Consider the following 20,800-nt stretch of genomic DNA (forward strand, 5'->3'; position numbering starts at 1 on the left):
GTGATTACTAGAAAGTAAAGGAGAATCCAATATACATGATTACTGTTGGAATGATTGGTGCAGGCAGGATAGGGAAACTACATGTAGATAATTTATTGTTAAATCCTCAAATTAAGATAAAAGCAGTTTCAGATATCGCAACAGAACATTTGAAAACTTGGGCTACAAGTAAATCAATTCCAGTATTAACAACAAACTATGAGGATTTGTTGCAGGACTCGGAAATTGATGCTGTCTTTATTTGTTCACCGACCAATACCCATGCCGAAATCATTGAAAAGGCTGCAATGGCCAAAAAACATATTTTCTGCGAAAAGCCTGTAAGCTTCTCAGTTGAGGAAACGCTAGAAGCATTAAAGGTAGTAGAGGAGGCGGGAGTAAAGCTACAGGTCGGTTTTAACCGTCGTTTTGACCCTAATTTCAAGAAAGTTCAAAATCTTGTTCGGAAAGGGCAAGTGGGTGAGCCTCATATTTTAAAAATAACATCAAGAGATCCTGAGCCACCAAGTTTGGATTATGTACGTTCCTCTGGCGGATTGTTCATGGACATGATGATTCATGATTTTGATATGGCGCGTTATGTGATGGGAAGTGAAATAGTTGAGGTTTCTGCGTATGGCAACGCTCTGATTAATCCAGAGGTTAAAGAGTTGGGAGATATTGATACAGCAATCGTATCCTTGAAATTTGCAAACGGAGCGCTTGGTGTCATTGATAATAGCCGCCAAGCTGTCTATGGCTATGATCAGCGCCTGGAGGTCTTCGGTTCTAAAGGAGTGGTCACTGCTGATAACTGTCGTGCCACAACGGTAGAAGTAGCAACTGTTGAAGGTGTCGTACAGGATAAACCGTTGTATTTTTTCCTAGAACGCTATACACAAGCCTACGCCGAAGAAGTGGCGCAGTTTGTGAGAGCTATACTTGATCATTCTGCTGTCATTTGTAGTGGCAATGATGGCCTTCAGGCAGAACGTATCGCAAGGGCAGCTCAACAATCATATTTAACAGGCAAGCCCGTTAAGATTGAACATGGATTTGTCGTGAATTAGCTTTGTGTGTAAATAGAAGAAATAGGAGGCAGTAACATGAATCCACTTGTATTTAAGGGAAGTCGCTCTATGGATTTTATTGCAATCGGACGTTTATGCATTGATTTAAATGCAAATGAAACGCAACGTCCAATGGAAGAAACGTCTACCTTTACTAAATATGTAGGTGGCTCTCCAGCCAATATCGCAATTGGAGCTTCACGCCTAGGGTTAAAGACTGGGTTTATCGGCAAGGTATCTGATGACCAGATGGGAAGGTTCATTACTAGCTATTTAAAAGAAAATGAGATTAATACAGATAGTATTGTTATTGACCGTACGGGGGCAGTAACAGGTCTAGCTTTTACAGAAATTAAAAGCCCAACGGAATGTAGTATTTTAATGTACCGTGATAATGTAGCTGACTTGAAGCTTGAGCCATCAGAGGTTTCAGAAGATTATATTAAACAATCGAAAGCGCTATTGATTTCTGGAACGGCACTTGCAAAAAGCCCTTCACGGGAAGCGGTATTTTTAACATTGGAGTACGCGAGGAAGCATGATGTCGTTGTGTTTTTTGATTTAGACTATCGCCCGTATACATGGGAAGCTGAAGCAGAAACTGCCGTTTATTATAATCTAGCGGCGGAAAAATCGGATGTCATAATCGGAACGAGAGAAGAGTTCGATATGATGGAGAAATTTTCACCTAGCAACTCTAATGATCAAGTCACAGCGGAAAAATGGTTTTCCTATCATGCCAAAATTGTTGTAATCAAGCATGGTGGCGAAGGTTCCATTGCTTATACGAAAGATGGGGCGTCCCATCGTGGAGGTATTTTTAAATCAAAGGTACTTAAAACCTTTGGAGCGGGTGATTCGTATGCTTCTGCTTTTATTTATGGATTAATGGAAGGGTTAGAGATCTCACAGGCGATGCGCTTAGGTAGTGCTTCTGCTTCTATAGTGATATCTAAGCATAGTTGTTCAGACGCAATGCCTACGATAAATGAAATTCATAGCTTTATGGCAACAGCAGAAGAAATTTTATCAAAAGCTTAATAGATTCATTTCATACAAGCGAACGGAGGAAGTGTGATGAACCATACAACAGTAAAGGTAGTTAAAAATTATATTGGTGGAGAATGGGTAGAGTCCACCTCGACTAAAACAGAGCCTGTCTACAATCCGGCTACAGGTGAAGTGATTGCAGAGGTCGTTCTTTCTACTAAAGAAGATGTGGAAACAGCCGTTCAAATAGCTGAGCAAGCGTTTCACACGTGGTCAAAGGTAGCTGTTCCAAGACGTGCTCGTATTCTCTTTAAATATCAACAATTGCTAGTGGATCATTGGGATGAATTAGCCAAGTTGATAACGATAGAAAATGGGAAGCCTTACAAAGAAGCGTATGGTGAAGTGCAGCGTGGCATTGAGTGTGTGGAATTTGCTGCTGGAGCGCCAACGCTCATGATGGGACGTCAGCTTCCGGATATTGCAACAGATATCGAATCCGGTATGTATCGTTATCCGATTGGAGTGGTGGGAGGTATCACGCCATTCAATTTTCCGATGATGGTACCATGCTGGATGTTCCCGCTTGCGATAGCATGTGGTAATACATTTGTTTTAAAGCCATCAGAACGTACGCCACTATTGGCAGCTCTTCTTGTTGAATTATTTGAAGAAGCTGGCTTGCCTAAAGGAGTACTAAATATTGTGAACGGTGCCCATGAAGTTGTAAATGGACTTATCGAGCATAAGCTGGTAAAGGCGATCTCATTTGTAGGCTCACAACCTGTCGCGGAATATGTTTATAAAAAAGGAGCGGAAAACCTAAAGCGTGTACAAGCATTAGCAGGAGCGAAAAACCACTCCATCGTCTTAAATGATGCGAAGCTTGATGTCGCAGCAACTCAAATTATAGGTGCCGCTTTTGGCTCTGCGGGTGAACGTTGTATGGCAGCATCAGTCGTAACCGTTCAGGAAGAGGTAGCAGATGCCTTAATTGAGAGATTACTAGAAGAAGCAAATAAGCTTCAAATCGGAAATGGGTTAGTAGAAAATGTTTATTTAGGTCCTGTTATCCGTGACGGTCATAAAGAACGCACTCTAGGCTATATCCAACAAGGATTAGAGGAAGGAGCTCGACTAATCCGCGATGGACGTAAGGATGATGCAGTGAATGGCGAAGGGTACTTTGTTGGTCCAACTATTTTTGATGAAGTAACGACAGAGATGAAAATCTGGAAGGATGAAATTTTTGCGCCAGTTTTATCGATTATCCGTGTGAAATCACTAGATGAGGCAATCGATATTGCAAATGAATCTCGTTTTGCGAATGGTGCGTGCATTTATACAGAAAGTGGAGGAAGTGTACGTCAGTTCCGCGAAAACATTCATTCAGGAATGTTAGGCGTAAATGTAGGGGTTCCTGCACCAATGGCCTTTTTCCCATTCTCCGGTTGGAAGGATTCCTTCTACGGTGACCTACATGCAAATGGGATGGACGGAGTAGAATTCTACACAAGAAAGAAAATGCTAACGACACGTTGGTAATAGATGTGGGAAAAAGAGTGGACGGAGTGATATGTGACTGCGCCGTTCCTTCTTTATTTGAAAGGCTTTGTTATTGTTCATTGTTGATTTTCGTGTAGGTATGAGAATACATAGGCGGAGAATTTCCGGCTAATGTATCTAGATGGAGCTTAAGTAGCAGATATAAGCGGAGATATTCCGCTTAAATGCACTAAATAAGAAAAAAACCTAAGATTTGGGTACTAAAAGCGGAAAAAATCCCCTTATTTTTAAAGAAATATGGGTATTTCTCCATTTAAGCGGAATTTCTCCGTTTATTTTCAAACACCATAAAATCAACATTCCGTTATAACAGAGCCATTTGAAAAAACGAGAAAGGTGTGGTTCTATGAAAACCGTAAGAATGACTACTGCGCAAGCTTTAGTGAAATTTTTACATCAACAATATGTAGAATTTGATGGGCAACAGCAAAAGTTTGTTAAAGGTATTTTCACGATATTTGGCCATGGAAATGTAGTAGGGCTTGGTCAAGCGTTAGAGCAAGATACTTTGGACCTTGAAGTATATCAGGGTAGAAGTGAGCAAGGAATGGCCCATGCTGCAGTAGCCTTTGCCAAACAAAAGCATCGCAAACAAATAATGGCTTGTAGCGCTTCCGTTGGTCCTGGCTCTGCCAACATGATAACAGCTGCGGCGACGGCTTCTGCCAATAATATCCCTGTTTTGTTGCTGACTGGTGATGTATTTGCAACAAGACAACCAGATCCGGTGTTACAGCAAATTGAACATACACATAATCTATCAATCTCTACAAATGATGCCTTTCAAGCTGTCAGTAAATATTGGGACCGTATAAATCGTCCGGAGCAGCTTATGACTGCGTTAATCAACGCGTTTCGTGTTTTAACGAACCCAGCAGATACTGGAGCAGTCACGATAGCACTGCCGCAAGATGTACAAGGAGAGGCCTGGGACTTTCCAGATTACTTTTTTAAAAAGCGAGTCCATCGAATTGAGCGGCGATTGCCTACGAGGGAGAGCTTAGCGGAAGCGGCGGCCTTAGTGCAGCGTAAGAAAAAGCCGGTAATCATTTGCGGAGGTGGCGTTCGTTATTCAGAGGCGGCAAAAGCACTGAAGAACTTTTCCGAGGAATTCCATATCCCATTTGGTGAAACGCAGGCTGGAAAAAGTGCCGTGGAATCGCATCATCGTTATAACCTTGGGGGAATTGGTGTAACGGGGAATCTCGCAGCAAATACCATTGCCAAGGATGCTGATCTTGTCATTGGAATTGGAACTCGATTTACCGATTTCACAACAGGCTCTAAGCAATTGTTCCAAAATAAGGATGTCGAGTTTTTAACCATCAATGTTTCCGAATTTCATGCCAATAAACTCGATGCTGTAAGTGTGGTCGCTGATGCAAAGGAAGCATTACAGGCACTTTCTGTTGAATTGAAAAAGGTGGGCTACCAATCAGCTTATACATCTGAAATTGCTGTAGCAAAGGATGCATGGGAAACGGAATTAGCACGCCTACATACTATCTGTTTTACTGAGCAACAAGCTTTCCAGCCAGAAGTGGCAGGTCACCTTGATGAGGTAATACCTGAGTATGTGTCCGCACTTGGCACTCAATTAACACAGACTGAAGTGATTGGAGAAATTAATCATTTACTAGAAGAAGACGCTATTATTATCGGTGCTGCTGGAAGTCTCCCTGGTGATCTTCAACGGATGTGGGTAGCGAAAAGCCCAAATACCTATCACATGGAATATGGTTATTCATGCATGGGTTATGAGGTTTCTGGGGCCCTTGGGGTGAAGCTAGCAGAACCCGACAAAGAAGTATATGCCATGGTTGGGGATGGAAGCTACCAAATGCTCCACTCCGAATTAGTGACAAGTCTTCAAGAGAAAAAGAAAATAAATATCCTCCTTTTTGATAATTCAGGCTTTGGTTGCATTAATAATTTGCAAATGGGAAACGGAATGGGGAGTTTTGGGACGGAATTTCGTTATCGGGACGAAGAAACAGGAAAGATGAATGGGACGATCATGAAAATAGATTATGCCGCTAGTGCAGCTGGTTATGGCGTAAAGACGTATAGCGTCACAACAATTCAGGAACTCCAAGCAGCGATTCAAGACGCTAAAAACCAAACTATTTCCACCTTAATTGATATTAAAGTTTTACCAAAAACGATGACCAATGGCTATGAGTCTTGGTGGCATGTTGGGGTTGCGGAAGTGGCCAACAATCCAAAAGTAAAAGAAGTGTTCGAGGGTAAAGAAAACAATCTTCAAAAGGCAAGACGATACTAACTTTAGTTTACAAAAGGTTTTCAGGCAAGGAATGAGTATAAATTCAGAAAGCTTACTTATTATGTCAAACTATAGAGGGGAGTCGAAGGATGTTTAAGGAAGCTACGATTAAACTTGGTATTGCTCCTATCGCTTGGACAAATGACGATATGCCAGAATTAGGTGGAGAAAATACATTTGAACAATGTATAAGTGAGATGGCATTAGCTGGTTTTTCGGGCAGTGAAGTGGGAAATAAGTATCCTCGCAATATTACTGTTTTAAAAAAGGCTTTGGCACTCAGAAAAATGGAGATTGCAAGCGCATGGTTTAGTACGTATTTGACGACAATGCCTTTGGAAGAGACAGTGGAGCCATTTATTGAGCATCGAGATTTTCTGCACGAAATGGGTGCGAAGGTCATCGTTGTTTCTGAACAAGGACGAAGCATTCAAGGATTAATGGATGTTCCATTATTTAAGAAAAAGCCTGTGTTTTCAGATGCAGAATGGCGAAGACTTGTGGAAGGCTTACACGAACTTGGACAGTTAGCCTTGGAGAAGGACATGGTGATTGTCTACCATCATCATATGGGAACAGGAGTCCAGACAACAGAGGAAATCGAGAAATTAATGGAGCTTAGTGATCCTGCCCTTGTATCCTTGCTCTATGATACTGGTCATCTCGTATTCTCTGGAGAAGATCCAAGCTTTATTTTGAAAAAATACTTACCTCGCATCAAGCATATTCACCTAAAGGATATTCGTAGAGATGTGGTAGAACAAGTTAAAGCGGAAGATCTAAGTTTTTTACAAGCTGTAAAAAGAGGCGCATTTACTGTACCAGGAGATGGTGAAATCGAGTTTGAAGAGGTGTTTACTTTGTTAGCGACCTCTGATTACAAAGGTTGGTTTATAGTGGAGGCGGAGCAGGATCCAGTCCTAGCGAATCCATTTGAATATGCCGTGAAAGCGCGTAGTTATATAAAAGAAAAAAGTGGTCTTTAAATTGCATGCCTTATTAACAATAAGTTTCAATGGGGAGGAAGTACATTGTTTGGTAGATTAGGAGAATTGGAAGAAGGATATAATGTTTTGACGGAAATAAATGGTCCGCACAAAGATATGCTCATGGATATTGGGATTTATAAAATGTCCAGCGGAATCGAAGAAAGCTTACTAGATGGGGAGAAAGAAACAGCTATTCTTTTGTTAGAGGGAAAGGTTCGGTTTGAATGGGAAGGGAATAGTTGCGAGATTGAAAGAAAGTGTGTGTTCAAAGAAGAACCATTCTGCCTACATATCGCGAAAGATGTACATGTGAAAATATTAGCTCTGGATCCTAGTGAAGTACTAATACAAAAAACATATAATGACAACGCGTTTGCCTCGAAGCTCTATACACCTGAAGATAGTCAAAACGTTGTTGCAGGCAAGGACGATTGGGAAGGCACTGCCAAACGTGTGATTCGAACCATTTTCGATTATGAAAATGCGCCATACTCTAACATGGTAATAGGCGAAGTTCTATCCTATCCAGGAAGATGGTCCAGTTATCCACCACATCATCACGAACAACCTGAAGTTTATTACTATCGCTTCGATAAACCTCAAGGGTTTGGATGTGCTATGGTTGGAGAAGACGCACACCGAGTCGTACACAACAGCTACATCACCATCCCTGGTGGCCTCGACCACCCCCAATCAACAGCCCCAGGCTACACCATGTACTTCTGCTGGATGATCCGCCACCATACGCATAACCCCTGGACCGAACGAATAATGGTCGAGGAGCACAAGTGGTTGTTGGGGTGAGTGAGAGGGGGGTGCCTGTCACCACTCGAAATTTGTCGAAAAGGTAGCCACGGGGACTGTCCCCTTGGCTACCACTGTTTTCTTCTCCCCGTTATTTAGGTTATGATAAGCATATAAGTTAGCTATGGAACGGGTGTAAAGAATGAATAGTAGACAAAAAGAATTATTGCGCATATTACTCCTTCATGAGAATGGAGCATTACAAATAAAGGATTTGTCAGAACGGCTGGATTGTGCGGAGAAGACGGTAAGAAATGATTTAGATCGCTTGGAGGAAACGCTCGATCACTATCCGAGTGCTGTCCTTTCGCGCAAGCCAGGCATTGGCATTAACATACAGATTGACGAAGAAGATCGTGAAGCTATTTTTCAAACGCTTTTATCTTCTGAAACGAAGACGACAGAGGAGCGGTTGATTGAAATAGCCTTTCATCTTTTAACGAGCTATAAACCAATTACACTCCAGGATTTTGCAGACCGTTACTATGTGCAAAAAATCGCAATCAAAAAAGATATGGACCTGATTTCGGGATGGCTAGAACGCTTTGAGCTTCAGTTAATCTCAAAACCACGACTAGGTAATGTGATTCAAGGCTCCGAGCTGAAAAAACGGAATGCATTGGCACATTTATCGGACCTTACACGCACAATACCAGCTGAAAGAAATTATGTGCTGGATTTATTTTTGCCGTATGAAATTGCAGCAGTCAGAAAAGCGCTTGTCGAGATGCAGCGGGAATATACAATTTCCTTTACCGATGATGCACTAGAAAGCCTGCTTGTTCATGCACTCATTATGATCAAACGAACAAGGCAGAAGTCCCCGGTATTTGTACATGCCGCCGAACAAGCAAAAGCAAGTGAACGGAAGGAATATACCTACGCAGGTTGGTTCTTTGACCAGATGACAAAGGCCTTTCAGATGAATTTTCCAAGTGAGGAACGAGCTTATTTCACTTGGCATCTCATTAGCGCCAAAAAAACGGAAGAATCTGTGGAGCAGGAGCTCAAGTATGAAGTTGCGGAAACAGACATCGTAAAGTTGCTTGTTAGTAAGCTAGAAAAATTAACGTTATTTCCTTTCCAAACGGATACGATTTTAATTAAGGGACTTGCTATCCATATGCATTCCGTTATCCATCGAATCCAGTATGGGTTTCCTATTAGAAACCCGTTACTTCCTAATATTAAAAAAATGTATCCATACATGTTTAATATGGCGATTTTGACGCTTGAAGAAATAAATTCAACTTTTCATATCGACATTCCAGAGGATGAGGCGGCCTATATCGTACTTCATTTTCAAGCCTCGATTGAAAGATTGGAAAGTAAAAGCAGTGCAAAAAAGAAAGCGCTTATTGTGTGTCATATGGGGATTGGAATGTCGCATCTTCTAGAAGCAAAAATAGAGCAGCAATATCAAGAAATTGATGTAGTAGGCTGTATTGGGAAAGCGGAGATTCCGGACTATGTGAAACAGCATGAGGTGGATTTTATTATCTCAACCGTTCCTCTTGAAAAAGTAAAGCAGGAACATATAGTCGTTTCGCCACTTTTTAGTCAACACGATAAAAAGCAACTGAATTATTTTCTTGAGGAGCTTCAACAAAAAAAGTCGGAATCTTATAATCTAGATCATCTTACTACCTTTCTTCACGAGGAATTTCTCTTTTTCGAAGTGGAAAAAGAACACCGCTATCAAGTCGTCGAAATGCTTGCGATGGCTCTTTATCAAAAGGGCTATGTGGATAAGGAGTTTATCCATAGTGCAGTTAGCAGAGAAAGGTCATCTGCCACAGCGATTGGTGGAAGAGTTGCAATTCCTCACGGGAATCCTGCGATGATTCAAAAGTCTATGATTGCCGTTGCGATGATGAAGGAGCCAATCGAATGGGGGAATGAGCTAGTATCCATTGTTCTCATGCTAGCTATCTCGAAAGAAAATCACCAAAACATGCGAGCGATTATCGGACAAATCGCTAGTCTAAGTGAGTCACCATTCATCGTACAAGACTTACTAGCTAAGAAGAATTTCCAAGACTTTATGCAAGTTTTAACTAAAAAAGGGTAATACATTACGAGTGGGCAGCTAAGCTATAGCTAGCCTGCTCTTTTTTGATTATTGGCTCTGTTAGAGTACCAAGTAAATTTTTTATGTACCTAGCTGTTGATTGGAGCACAAGGCGAAGACTCCTGCGGGAGATAGCGTTTTGTGGAGACCCCGCGGAAAGCGTAGCCTAGTGCGGAAATCAACAGCGGTGTTTGACAGAAGAATCTAATAATCAATTTTTACCGTAACTTCCGGTAAAAGAAAATAATAATAGGGACACCAGGATAGCTTATGATAAAAGAAGAAAGCGTTTACTAAGTAGTTAGGAGGATTTATTTTATGGCAAAGATATTAGCAGTTACTGCTTGCCCGGTAGGTATTGCACATACTTACATGGCTGCTGAAAATTTACAAAAAGCCGCCGAAGCATTAGGCGTCGAAATAAAAGTAGAAACACAAGGCTCGATAGGGGTAGAAAATGGATTAACCGAACAAGACATCGCCGAGGCAGATGGCATCATCATTGCAGCGGACAAAGAAGTTTCGAAAGAACGTTTCGCTGGTAAAAAAGTTATTGTAACTGGTGTTCAAGACGGAATACGTAAGCCGGAAGAATTAATCAAACGTATTCAAAATGGAGATGTTCCTGTTTATAAGGCTGATTCAGCTGCAGCGAGTACTTCAAAAAGTAGTAAGCAAAAAGAAAATCCTATCTATAAGCACTTAATGAGTGGGGTTTCCTATATGGTACCTTTCATCGTCGTAGGGGGATTACTAATAGCGCTCGCGTTAACCCTTGGTGGTGTTCAAACGCCAGGCGGAATTGTTATCCCAGACGATTCCATCTGGAAGCAGGTAGAAAGTCTTGGTGGCACAGCATTCATGTTCATGGTTCCTATATTAGCTGGATTTATTGCGGTTAGTATTGCTGACCGTCCTGGACTTGTACCAGGTATGATCGGTGGATTCATAGCAGCAAATGGTAGCTTTTACGGAAGTGAAGCTGGTGCTGGTTTTATCGGGGGGATAATCGCTGGTTTCTTAGCAGGTTATGTGGCATTAGCGATTAAGAAAATAAAGGTTCCAAAGGCTGTTCAGCCGGTAATGCCGATTATTTTCATTCCAATTTTCTCATCCGTCATTGTTGGACTATTATTCATTTTCGTCATTGGTGCACCAGTTGCACAAGTGTTTGAAACATTAACTGCTTGGCTTGCTGGAATGCAAGGTGGAAGCTCTATCTTCTTAGCGATGATACTTGGAGCTATGATCGCAGTCGACATGGGTGGTCCATTTAATAAAGTAGCCTTTTTATTCGGTTCTGCCATGATTGCAGAAGGAAATTACGCTATCATGGGACCAATCGCTGTTGCAATCTGTATACCTCCAATTGGATTAGGACTTGCAACTTTTATCAACAAACGTAAATTCCGTCAATCAGAGAGAGAAGCTGGAAAAGCATCCTTTACCATGGGGTTATTCGGTATTACAGAAGGAGCTATTCCATTTGCAGCACAAGACCCATTACGTGTTATCCCAAGTATTGTTGTTGGTTCAATGACAGGTTCGGTAATTGCCATGCTAGCAAGTGTAGGCGACAGAGTAGCTCACGGTGGTCCAATCGTTGCGGTGTTAGGTGCAGTGGATAATGTCTTCATGTTCTTTGTAGCTGCTATTATTGGATCTGTCGTGACAGCGTTATTAGTCACTGTTTTGAAAAAAGATGTCGAAGCAGCACCGGTTGCTGTGGGAACTGATGTAAGGGTAGTACCGGAAGCGACAAGCACTATTCAAGATACTACGAAAATAGAAGATGAAACAACCAAAGAAGAAATTACGAAGTTAACGGATATCACAACGGTTGATTTAATGGAAACAAAATTAACTGGTGCGACTAGAGATGAAGTAATCGATGAGCTTATTACAAAACTAGATTCAGCAGGAGTATTAAACTCTAAACAAGAGTTTAAACAAGCGATCCTAAATCGTGAAGGGGAAAGCTCTACTGGTCTTGGGATGAACATCGCAATCCCACATGGAAAGTCAGATGCAGTAAAGCGACCAACAGTAGTGTTCGGAATTAAGCGAGAAGGTGTAGACTGGAAAAGCTTAGACAGATCTTCGGCAAAACTCATTTTCATGATTGCTGTACCAAAACAAGCTGCAGGAGACGCCCACCTCAAAATACTACAAATGCTTTCACGCAAATTAATGGACGAAGACTTTAGAGAAGCATTGTTGAAGGTTAGTACGAGAGAAGAAGCGTTTAGATTGTTGGGTGAGATACGTTAGGGAGAAAAAGTAGCCAGGGAGCCAAGGGGACAGTCCCCTTGGCTACTTTTCTCACAAAATTTCAAATTCAGATCCAGCTATTATTTCATTTAGTATTTCAGCTGGTTGTTTATGGCTAGTGTCGAATAGATGCTTTTCATTACTAGGTGAATGTTCAAGTTGATTTAACAAAAATAATGAACGTTCGATTAAATAGGGGTCTCCTCGCTTATTCAAACGTTCGATTAAGATGTTTGCATCCGCCCGTAAAACGATGTATTTGATCTTGATATTTAAATAGGAAAAATGTTTACAGAACCACTCTAACTCATTTTCTACTACTGTATCGATAATTACATGAAAATCATGCTGAATAAAAGTTTGAGTGAGAGATAGGATGTTCTTCCACATGATTGTTATCTTCTCTTCCCATGGTGGCTCAGACCCATCCTCATACATAGAAAGAAAGTCATCGCCTTTGATGAGGGCGCTTTTCTTAATGCTCCGTGCTAGTTCCTTTGAAAGTGTAGATTTACCGACCCCACAAGGTCCAGAAATGATATATATTGTATTCATGATAATCCCACTACCCCTACTTTCTTTCACTAGTCGACTCTCTTACAATTAACTTCGTAGGCAATAAAATCTCCTGGATCGGGTGATCTTTATTTTCCATTCGCCAACATAGTTGTTCAACGCCTCTTTTACCAAAATAATTTAAATCAATATCCATTGTCGTAATGGTAGGAGTGGAAATTTGAGATAATTGCCCATTGTCAAAGCTACATACGGATACATCTTCTGGTACTTTTATTCCCTTTTGCTGCAATAAAGAAGTTACAAGAAAACCTAGTCCATCATTTACACAAAACCATGCTGTAGGTCGGTTTTGAAGATTATTTAATAGTGAACTAATTTCAGCTTGATTTTCCTGGACATTTGTCTTCATAAAGTCATCCACAGGTTTGAGTTCGTATTTTTTCAAAGCTAGTAAATAACCTTCTAATCTCTCTTGGTAGCTGGGGGAAATGTCCACATCTCCAACGAAAGCTATTTCCTTATGACCTAATTGGATTAAATGTTCCACAGCAGTAAATGCACCGAATCGGTTATTAGTGAGGATAGAATCAGCTTCTAGAGATGGATCATGATGGTCGATTAAAACGGTAGGAATCCCTGTATTAATAACCTTTGATATATATTCCGTACTAATGTGAGATAAGATTAATATCCCATCAATTTCGTGATTTGTTAATAAAGAAGGAAGCGTTAATTTCTCTTTAGTTTCATGATCAATCGATTCAATTAACAAGTTCATCCCACGGTTCCTAAGCTCTTTTTCAACGGTTAAATAGATTTCTCCAAAAAAGCTAGTTAGCGAGAAAGCATAATCTGATGCGATTAATGCGATGTTTCCAGACTGTTTTTTATCTGCTTGTTTTTGGCTTCGGCTATTAGAATAGGAATAACCTAATTCATCGGCTGTGTTTTGTACAAGTCTCCTTGTTTCCTCGCTAACCCCAGGCTTACCCGACAAAGCTTGAGAAACAGAGTTTTTCGAGATAGTTAACCGATCTGCTATATCTTGCATTGTTACTTTCTTTTCCATATTCATTTTCTCCCTCAAACTTTAATTAAATGGTTTATTTAAAAAATGTCGTTTGTCCTTGTTTTGTAATTATATTGTAACGTTACAAATTAAAAAGTACAATAGTGTGTTTGTGTTGAGTATAATATCTAATTTTGAAAATTCCGATTCTAGCGAAATAATGTTTGACTTTACTTTTGTAAGGTGTAATAATTACATTTGTAAGGTAATAAATAACGTTATTAGTTTATTTTTGTAATGTTGTAATGGTATGTATTCATGTTTAAGATTGGAGGTTAGTTAAAAACCAATATTTTAAAACAGAGAATACAAATATTATACTTTTTTTAAAAACTCAATGATAGCGCTATCATCAAGTGGGTATGCTTAGTTGGGACAAATGAAATAGTTGTATAGTTTAAGGATTACTACTTTTATTAAGTTAAATTAGATATTAAACATTGGAGGATTATAAGATGAAATTGAAAAAAGCAGCATCAATCTTATTTGCAGCTTCCCTTACTGTTTCTAGTCTTGCGGCTTGTTCTACTGGTAACAAGGAGCAAACGACTGATACTAAGGATGGAGTAACAACCATTGAATTCTGGGCTGCTCCAAACCCAACTCAACAGGTGTATTGGAAAGAAATAGCGGAAGAGTTTTCGAAAGAAAATCCTGACATCAAAGTTAATGTTAGTCCGATGAAAGAAAGTCCAACATCAGAAGCAGGTATCCAATCTGCGATTGCTGGTGGAAGTGCACCTACAATTTCTGAAAATATTAACCGTGGTTTCGCAGCTCAATTATCTGAAAGCAAAGCACTTGTACCTTTAGATGAGCTAGAGGGCTGGGAAGAAGTAAAACAAAGTCGTAACATGGAAAACACGATGGAAGGTTGGGAATTTGCTGACGGTCATCAATATGTATTACCAATTTACTCTAATGCTATGCTATTTGGTTGGAGATTGGATATTTTAAATGAGCTTGGCTACAATGAACCACCAAAAACATATAGTGAAATGCTTGATGTAGCGAAGAAATTAAAAGCTAAATATCCAGACAAATACTTATGGGCAAAGGCAGATTTGGCAGATCCAACAGCTTGGAAAAGATGGTTCGATTTCTTCATGCTGTATGATGCAGCATCAAGCGGTAACAAGTTTGTAGAAGGAACGGAATTTACGGGAGATCAAAAAGCTGGAGAACAAGTACTTGGACTAATGGATGATCTTCGTAAGGAAAAGGCATTATTAACAAGGGAATCCAAAGATCCATTTGAAAGCGGATTAGGAATCTTTGTCGATGTTGGACCTTGGACAATTCCATACTGGGAAGATAAATTCCCTGAAATGAAATTTAATGAAACTTATGCATTAGCTGTACCGCCGGTTCCAGATGGCATGGATACGGAAAATGTTAACACATTTGCTGATACAAAAGGTTTAGTGGTTTACGCTTCTGCAACGGAAGCACAACAAAATGCAGCGATGGAGTTCATTAAATGGGTGTATGCGAACCCTGATAATGACTTGAAATGGCTTGAAAGAACAAGCTTACCACCTGCGCGTGATGATTTAACAACGAACGATACTTTTAAAGCGTTCTTTGACAATAATCCTGCATTACAGCCATATGCAGCAGCAGTACCAAATGGTATTCCACCAATGGATAATTCAAAATACAATGATATTCAAACCTTTATTGGCCAACATGCTTTCAACCCAGTTGTAAAAGGAGAGAAAGATCCGAAAACTGGATGGAAGGATATGCAAGAAGCGATTGAGGGGGCTCTTAAATAATGAGCACAAAGCAAGAAAGGTTGGGCTGGCTATTTGCCAGTCCTTATCTTATATATGGCATCCTTTTCTTTCTCGTTCCATTAGTTTGGTCGCTGTTTTTATCGGTAACGGACTGGAATCTAATCGCACCAACCTTTACGTTTGTTGGTTTTGAAAATTACATTCAGGCTATCCAAAGCCCGGGTGTACAAAGTGCATTCTTTGTAACTTTTAAATTTATGATTGTATTCATTCCTTTAGTAATTGCATTATCGACTATTGTCGCTTTAATCGTACAAGGATTACCTAGATTTAAGGGTTTGTTTCTAATAGGTTTTTTCCTGCCATATTTAGCATCAGGAGTTGTTTCTTCCCTGATTGTAAAAGGGATTTTATCATACAACAGCCCGATAAATGAGTTCTTGCGTGGCTCCCTTGGTTTGGATATTGATTGGCTAGGAACACCGTTTGCAGCTCTTTTTGTCGTTGCTATGATTATCGCATGGAAGTTCACTGGGTATTATGCGCTAATTCTAACATCAGGTTTTGAAAGCATCAGTAAGGAAGTATATGAAGCCGCGACCATAGATGGAGTGACACCTTGGCAGCGATTTTGGCAGATTACTTTTCCGTTACTTTACCCAGCGTTATTTACTGTATTAATTTTATCAATTGGTGTTACATTTGGGATTTTTACCGAGGTATACCAGTTAACTGGTGGTGGACCGAATTTTGCTACCAATACGTGGCAGATGGAGATTTTCACAAGAGCATTTACGAATCTTCAAGCTGGTTACGCTTCAGCAATAGCTATCATTGCTTCTGTCGTTACATTTATTTCAATTTATATCATCCGAAAACTCTTAGAAATGTGGGGGAAACGAAATGGGTGGAGCTAAGAAAAGCAAATTATTGTTTCGTTACCTAATTGCCGTTGTTCTCTTATTAATCATGATCTTTCCATATATTTATATGGTGCTAAATTCATTTGCTGATTGGGATCAAGTAGATAAAAAGCTAATTCCAACCGCTTACAGCTTGAAATCGTATGAATGGCTGTTAGGTGGAGGAGAAGCACTTATCCCAAGGCCATGGATTAATGCTTTTGTTAACAGCTTTATCGTTTCTGGTGCATCCACCTTTTTAATGATGCTTACAGGGATTATGGTTGCCTATTCGTTGGCGAAAATGCCATTTAAAGGAAAAGATACGGTTAATAACTTTATATTATTTCAAATGTTTTTCCCAGCGATTATTTTATTAATCCCTACATTCCTTATCATTCAAAGAATGGGACTGTATGACACATATTGGGGAATGATCCTACCAAAAGCTCTGAGCTTATGGGCAATATTTATGTATACAAACTTCTTCAAGGCAATACCGGATACCTTTATTGAATCAGCGAGGTTAGACGGAGCGTCAGATTTTCAAATTATGTATAAAATCGTATTGCCGATGTCAAAGTCCATTACGACTGTTATCTTCCTATTCTTATTTATGGAAAGATGGACGGAATTGTTATGGGATATGTTAGTGGTAAATAGTGATGACATGCTGACGCTGAATGTACTATTATCTCAAATGTTCGGCCCTTATGGCGGATACCCAGGACCAATGTACGCAGCATCTGTATTATTAACGCTTCCGATTATTATTATCTTCTTATTTTTTGCGAAGAAATTCCAAGAAGGTATGCAATTTTCACTCAAATAGTTTTCCGAGATTGGAGTTCGTAACCAATGGTTAAATGGTGGAAAGGCTCGACATTTTATGAAATATATATGCCAAGCTTTAAGGATAGTAATGGGGATGGTATTGGTGATTTTTCAGGGATAATCTCTAAACTAGATTATTTAAAAGGCCTTGGAGTTGGTGGAATATGGCTTACTCCGTTTTATCCATCTCCAAAGGTTGATAACGGCTATGACATTTCAAATTATTATGCTATTGATTCTGACTACGGAAAGATGGAGGATTTTGAGTTGTTTATTCGAGAGGCCCATAAGCGTGATCTTCGAGTGATTGCGGATTTGGTCTTGAACCACACATCTTCTGAGCATCCATGGTTCCAACAATCAAAATCTTCAAAGGATAACCCGAAGCGTGATTGGTACATCTGGAGAGACAAGCCGAACAATTGGGAGTCCTTTTTTGGGGGTACTGCCTGGGAATATGATAAAACAACGAATCAATATTATTATCATGCTTTTGCTAAGGAACAGGTCGATTTAAATTGGGCTAATCCAGAAGTAAAATGTGCCATGTTTGATGTAATGAAATTTTGGCTTGAAAAGGGTGTCGATGGCTTTCGGTTAGATGTCATTAATTTTTTAAAAGTCAATGATTTGTTTAGTGATAACCCGTATGAAAACGGGGAACAAACCCATTTATTCGATAAAGACCAAGAAGGCATCTTATCGGTAATTTCGGAAATTGCTGATTTTGTCCATCAGTATCCGGATAAATTTCTTGTAGGAGAAGTCGGTTCTGAGGATTTAGAAATACTTAAGCAATATTCCGGGCTTCGTATGTTAGATGTAGTTTTTAATTTTAATATCGGAAGTATCGGAGAATTTGATGCCAAGACGCTGTTCCAGCAATTAACTGCTACTGAAGATGCTTATAACAAAGAACAAGTTCCTACTCTGTTCTTTTCTAGCCATGATATGTCACGTCATATTTCAAGATTCGGTGGAGATAAGGGACGGGCAAAGCTTATTGCAACTTTGATGCTGATGGCTAAAGGCGTTCCATTCCTCTATTTTGGAGATGAAATTGGAATGCGAGATTGGATAACGGATGATATTTCGAAAATGAAAGACGTACAGGGAATAATGGGTTATCAACTCGCATTACAAGCGGGTAAGTCCCATGAAGAAGCACTTTTATCCGCAAATGAAAAATCAAGAGATAAATCTCGTACACCGATGCAATGGAATGCACAAGCTAATGTCGGTTTCACTGATGGAAAGCCGTGGATCACGATTCCAAAGAATGCAAACCAAGTTACGGTAGAAGAACAGTTGGACAATCCGGCTTCGATGCTTTCCTTTTATAAAAGTCTGCTGAAGCTTAGGAAGAAACACGTAGCTTTACAAGTAGGTAATTACAAATTATTAAGGTTTAAAGATGGAATGATTTATTTCGTACGGACAAACCAAGCTGAAAAAATTGTTGTTGCACTGAATTTTTCAGAACAAGCAGTATCGCTTAAGGTTGAAGAGGGGATGAAACTCCTACTATCGACAAAGCGAACGAGCTTTGAGGGGAAGAATGTGCTTACAGTATTAGCAAATGAAGCAATAATCCTAAAGGGGGATATAAGTAATGACCTTATTAAGGAAGGGTAATACGCAAACATGTGAACAGCTTTTAGCTGAGTTTACGTTGAAGAATAAAACGAGTAATCCTGAAAAAATTGTCTTCTCTGGTTCAGGGGAAAAAGACGTCTATAACATAAGTGCGCCGTTTGAGGATAACGGAGAACTTGTAATTGCCGGCCGTGTAGAATCCCGTGACAGTGAACATTCTAATGTATTCTTTTTTGTAGAGAGAAACGGTGAGTGGTTGCCAAGAGAGGGTGCTCCTGTTCTTGAATTACAGGATCCATTTTTTACTCGAATAGCAGGAGAACTTGTATTAGGAGGAGTTCAAATTTTCCCTCATCCAACTAATGAAGGACAACTTGGCTGGAGAACGGTTTTTTATAAAGGGGAATCGATTTCAGACTTACAGGAGTTTGCGAAAGGTCCTGATGGGATGAAAGATCTTCGTTTAATTGAATTGAAGGATGGCAGTATAGGAGTGTTAACAAGACCCCAAGGGGAAAAAGGTGGAAGAGGAAAAATTGGTTGGACCCGAATTTCCTCGTTATCAGAGCTTACGGTTGATGTGGTCAATGAAGCGCCTATACTTGAAGGCCAGTTCATAGAAGAAGAATGGGGTGGAGCGAATGAGCCCCATCTGTTAGCAAATGGCCTTGTAGGGGTGTTAGGACATGTTGCCTCCTTTGATACGGAAGGTAATCGCCACTACTATCCAATGGTTTTTGCGCTTAATCCTGAAACAGGGAACTTCACTGATATGGAGTTAATTGCAACAAGAAATCAGTTTCTCCCTGGTCCCTCAAAGCGACCTGACTTAGTGGATGTCGTATTCAGTGGTGGGCTACTTCGAAAAATGGATGGCAAAGCAGTTCTATACGCTGGTATTAGCGATGCTGAAGCACAAAAAATTACAATAGAAGATCCGTTTATAAAATATGAAAGAACTAACTTGGAAGAGGAGATAACAGAATGAACGTTTATAGATATGAAGAAAATCCAGTAGTCACTCCTTTTGATGTAAAGCCTCATCGACCTGATTTTGAAGTAATTGGTGCGTTTAATGCCGGAATTGCAAAATATAATAATGAGATTATTATGCTTCTACGTGTTGCGGAACGTCCGCTCAGTGAAGATTCAAATATCGTAAAAGCTCCTATTTATAAGCCAGAAACCAACGAATTAGAGATTTTAGAATTTCGTTTAGATGATCCAATTTATGATTTTGCTGATCCTCGTGTTATCCGAGTTGCTGGTGATCAAAAGGGGTTTAAGTATTTAACTTCTTTATCGTATTTACGAATTGCAAGAAGCAAGGATGGCCATCAGTTTACTATTGATGAAAACCCATTTGTGTACCCTTCAAATGAATTAGAAACCTTTGGGATAGAAGACCCGCGTATTACGCAAATTGAAGATACTTATTACATTTATTTCAGTGCTGTTTCACCAGTTGGGGTTGGGGAATCTATGGTATCTACGAAGGATTTTGTGACAACAGAGCATCATGGCATGATCTTCGCACCTGAAAACAAAGACGTGCTTATCTTCCCAGAAAAAATTAATGGGAAATATTATGCACTTCATCGACCTGTCCCAAAAAGTACTGGTGCACCAGAAATTTGGATTGCAGAATCAACAAACCTCCTACATTGGGGGAATCACAAGCATTTACTAGGATTACGAGAAGGTATGTGGGATAGCGGACGCATGGGCGGGGGCGCTGTACCGATTAAGACCGAAAAAGGTTGGCTAGAGCTTTACCATGGTGCAACTACAGATCACCGATATTGCATGGGAGCAGTGCTGCTAGATTTAGAGGATCCGACAAAAGTGATTGCTCGCTCTGATCAACCTATTCTAGAGCCAGAAGCAGAATATGAAGTAGAAGGTTTCTTTGGGAATGTGGTATTTTCATGCGGAGCTATTGTTGAAGAGGATGTAGTCAAGATGTTTTACGGTGTAGCAGACACATCCATGGCCTGCGCTGAATTAAGCCTAAAAGAAATCTTAGATTCTATGACTTATCTATAAATATAAGGAAAATAAAAGCCAAAATCGTTGTGACTGATTTTGGCCTTTTTTATAGAAATATAGGTTTAGGG

16 protein-coding genes are annotated in these 20,800 nt (G+C 40.0%); 14 read left to right on the plus strand and 2 right to left on the minus strand.

Features of this window, described 5'->3' with window-relative positions:
- Nucleotides 1-35 precede the first annotated feature (35 nt).
- The 8 genes from iolG to BK580_RS02150 all read left to right on the plus strand — a co-directional run bounded on the left by iolG (nucleotide 36) and on the right by BK580_RS02150 (nucleotide 12,024).
- On the plus strand, nucleotides 36-1,049 hold the full coding sequence (gene iolG / locus BK580_RS02115) for an inositol 2-dehydrogenase (RefSeq protein ID WP_408055232.1): 1,014 nt from the start codon (nucleotides 36-38) through the stop codon (nucleotides 1,047-1,049).
- Between the two features lie 36 nt (nucleotides 1,050-1,085).
- On the plus strand, nucleotides 1,086-2,090 hold the full coding sequence (iolC, locus tag BK580_RS02120; RefSeq protein ID WP_078378737.1) for a 5-dehydro-2-deoxygluconokinase: 1,005 nt from the start codon (nucleotides 1,086-1,088) through the stop codon (nucleotides 2,088-2,090).
- 36 nt (nucleotides 2,091-2,126) lie between these two features.
- Nucleotides 2,127-3,584, plus strand: a complete 1,458-nt coding sequence (locus BK580_RS02125; protein WP_078378738.1) for a CoA-acylating methylmalonate-semialdehyde dehydrogenase — start codon at nucleotides 2,127-2,129, stop codon at nucleotides 3,582-3,584.
- Between the two features lie 367 nt (nucleotides 3,585-3,951).
- The gene (iolD, locus tag BK580_RS02130) at nucleotides 3,952-5,889 is read left to right on the plus strand and encodes a 3D-(3,5/4)-trihydroxycyclohexane-1,2-dione acylhydrolase (decyclizing) (protein WP_078378739.1); all 1,938 of its coding nucleotides are present in this window, start codon (nucleotides 3,952-3,954) and stop codon (nucleotides 5,887-5,889) included.
- An 89-nt stretch (nucleotides 5,890-5,978) separates the two neighbouring features.
- On the plus strand, nucleotides 5,979-6,875 hold the full coding sequence (gene iolE / locus BK580_RS02135; RefSeq protein ID WP_078378740.1) for a myo-inosose-2 dehydratase: 897 nt from the start codon (nucleotides 5,979-5,981) through the stop codon (nucleotides 6,873-6,875).
- Nucleotides 6,876-6,920: 45 nt separating this feature from the next.
- On the plus strand, nucleotides 6,921-7,682 hold the full coding sequence (locus BK580_RS02140) for a 5-deoxy-glucuronate isomerase (RefSeq protein WP_078378741.1): 762 nt from the start codon (nucleotides 6,921-6,923) through the stop codon (nucleotides 7,680-7,682).
- A gap of 142 nt (nucleotides 7,683-7,824) precedes the next feature.
- On the plus strand, nucleotides 7,825-9,753 hold the full coding sequence (locus BK580_RS02145) for a BglG family transcription antiterminator (protein ID WP_078378742.1): 1,929 nt from the start codon (nucleotides 7,825-7,827) through the stop codon (nucleotides 9,751-9,753).
- A gap of 318 nt (nucleotides 9,754-10,071) precedes the next feature.
- The gene (locus BK580_RS02150) at nucleotides 10,072-12,024 is read left to right on the plus strand and encodes a PTS fructose transporter subunit IIABC (protein ID WP_078378743.1); all 1,953 of its coding nucleotides are present in this window, start codon (nucleotides 10,072-10,074) and stop codon (nucleotides 12,022-12,024) included.
- Nucleotides 12,025-12,075: 51 nt separating this feature from the next.
- Here BK580_RS02150 and BK580_RS02155 read toward each other — a convergent pair whose 3' ends face one another.
- Together BK580_RS02155 and BK580_RS02160 are read right to left on the minus strand one after the other, a co-directional pair.
- The gene (locus BK580_RS02155) at nucleotides 12,076-12,579 is read right to left on the minus strand and encodes an AAA family ATPase (RefSeq protein WP_078382606.1); all 504 of its coding nucleotides are present in this window, start codon (nucleotides 12,577-12,579) and stop codon (nucleotides 12,076-12,078) included.
- Between the two features lie 16 nt (nucleotides 12,580-12,595).
- Nucleotides 12,596-13,612 (minus strand): substrate-binding domain-containing protein, encoded by a 1,017-nt coding sequence (locus BK580_RS02160; protein WP_078378744.1) that lies wholly within the window; start codon nucleotides 13,610-13,612, stop codon nucleotides 12,596-12,598.
- 455 nt (nucleotides 13,613-14,067) lie between these two features.
- Between BK580_RS02160 and BK580_RS02165 the strand changes: the two genes are divergently transcribed.
- From BK580_RS02165 to BK580_RS02190, 6 genes are read left to right on the plus strand one after another with little or no spacing between them, the layout of a single operon-like run.
- Nucleotides 14,068-15,390 carry an ABC transporter substrate-binding protein gene (locus tag BK580_RS02165; RefSeq protein WP_139364822.1) on the plus strand — a complete coding sequence of 441 codons (1,323 nt, stop codon included), beginning with the start codon at nucleotides 14,068-14,070 and terminating at the stop codon, nucleotides 15,388-15,390.
- A complete protein-coding gene (locus tag BK580_RS02170; RefSeq protein ID WP_078378745.1) occupies nucleotides 15,390-16,268 on the plus strand; it encodes a carbohydrate ABC transporter permease in 879 nt (292 codons plus the stop codon). The genes BK580_RS02165 and BK580_RS02170 overlap by 1 nt, the downstream gene beginning before the upstream one ends.
- Nucleotides 16,255-17,085: a carbohydrate ABC transporter permease gene (locus BK580_RS02175; RefSeq protein ID WP_078378746.1), complete on the plus strand. Its 831-nt coding sequence runs from the start codon at nucleotides 16,255-16,257 to the stop codon at nucleotides 17,083-17,085. The genes BK580_RS02170 and BK580_RS02175 overlap by 14 nt, the downstream gene beginning before the upstream one ends.
- Nucleotides 17,086-17,111: 26 nt before the next feature.
- Nucleotides 17,112-18,722 (plus strand): glycoside hydrolase family 13 protein, encoded by a 1,611-nt coding sequence (locus BK580_RS02180; protein ID WP_078378747.1) that lies wholly within the window; start codon nucleotides 17,112-17,114, stop codon nucleotides 18,720-18,722.
- The gene (locus BK580_RS02185; protein ID WP_078378748.1) at nucleotides 18,700-19,671 is read left to right on the plus strand and encodes an MTP-1 family protein; all 972 of its coding nucleotides are present in this window, start codon (nucleotides 18,700-18,702) and stop codon (nucleotides 19,669-19,671) included. Before BK580_RS02180 ends, BK580_RS02185 begins: the two co-directional genes overlap by 23 nt.
- Nucleotides 19,668-20,729, plus strand: a complete 1,062-nt coding sequence (locus tag BK580_RS02190; RefSeq protein WP_078378749.1) for a BtaManbiosPhlase — start codon at nucleotides 19,668-19,670, stop codon at nucleotides 20,727-20,729. Before BK580_RS02185 ends, BK580_RS02190 begins: the two co-directional genes overlap by 4 nt.
- Nucleotides 20,730-20,800 lie beyond the last annotated feature (71 nt).

The sequence above is a fragment of the Sutcliffiella halmapala genome, assembly GCF_002019665.1.
GTDB lineage: Bacteria > Bacillota > Bacilli > Bacillales > Bacillaceae_I > Sutcliffiella_A > Sutcliffiella_A halmapala.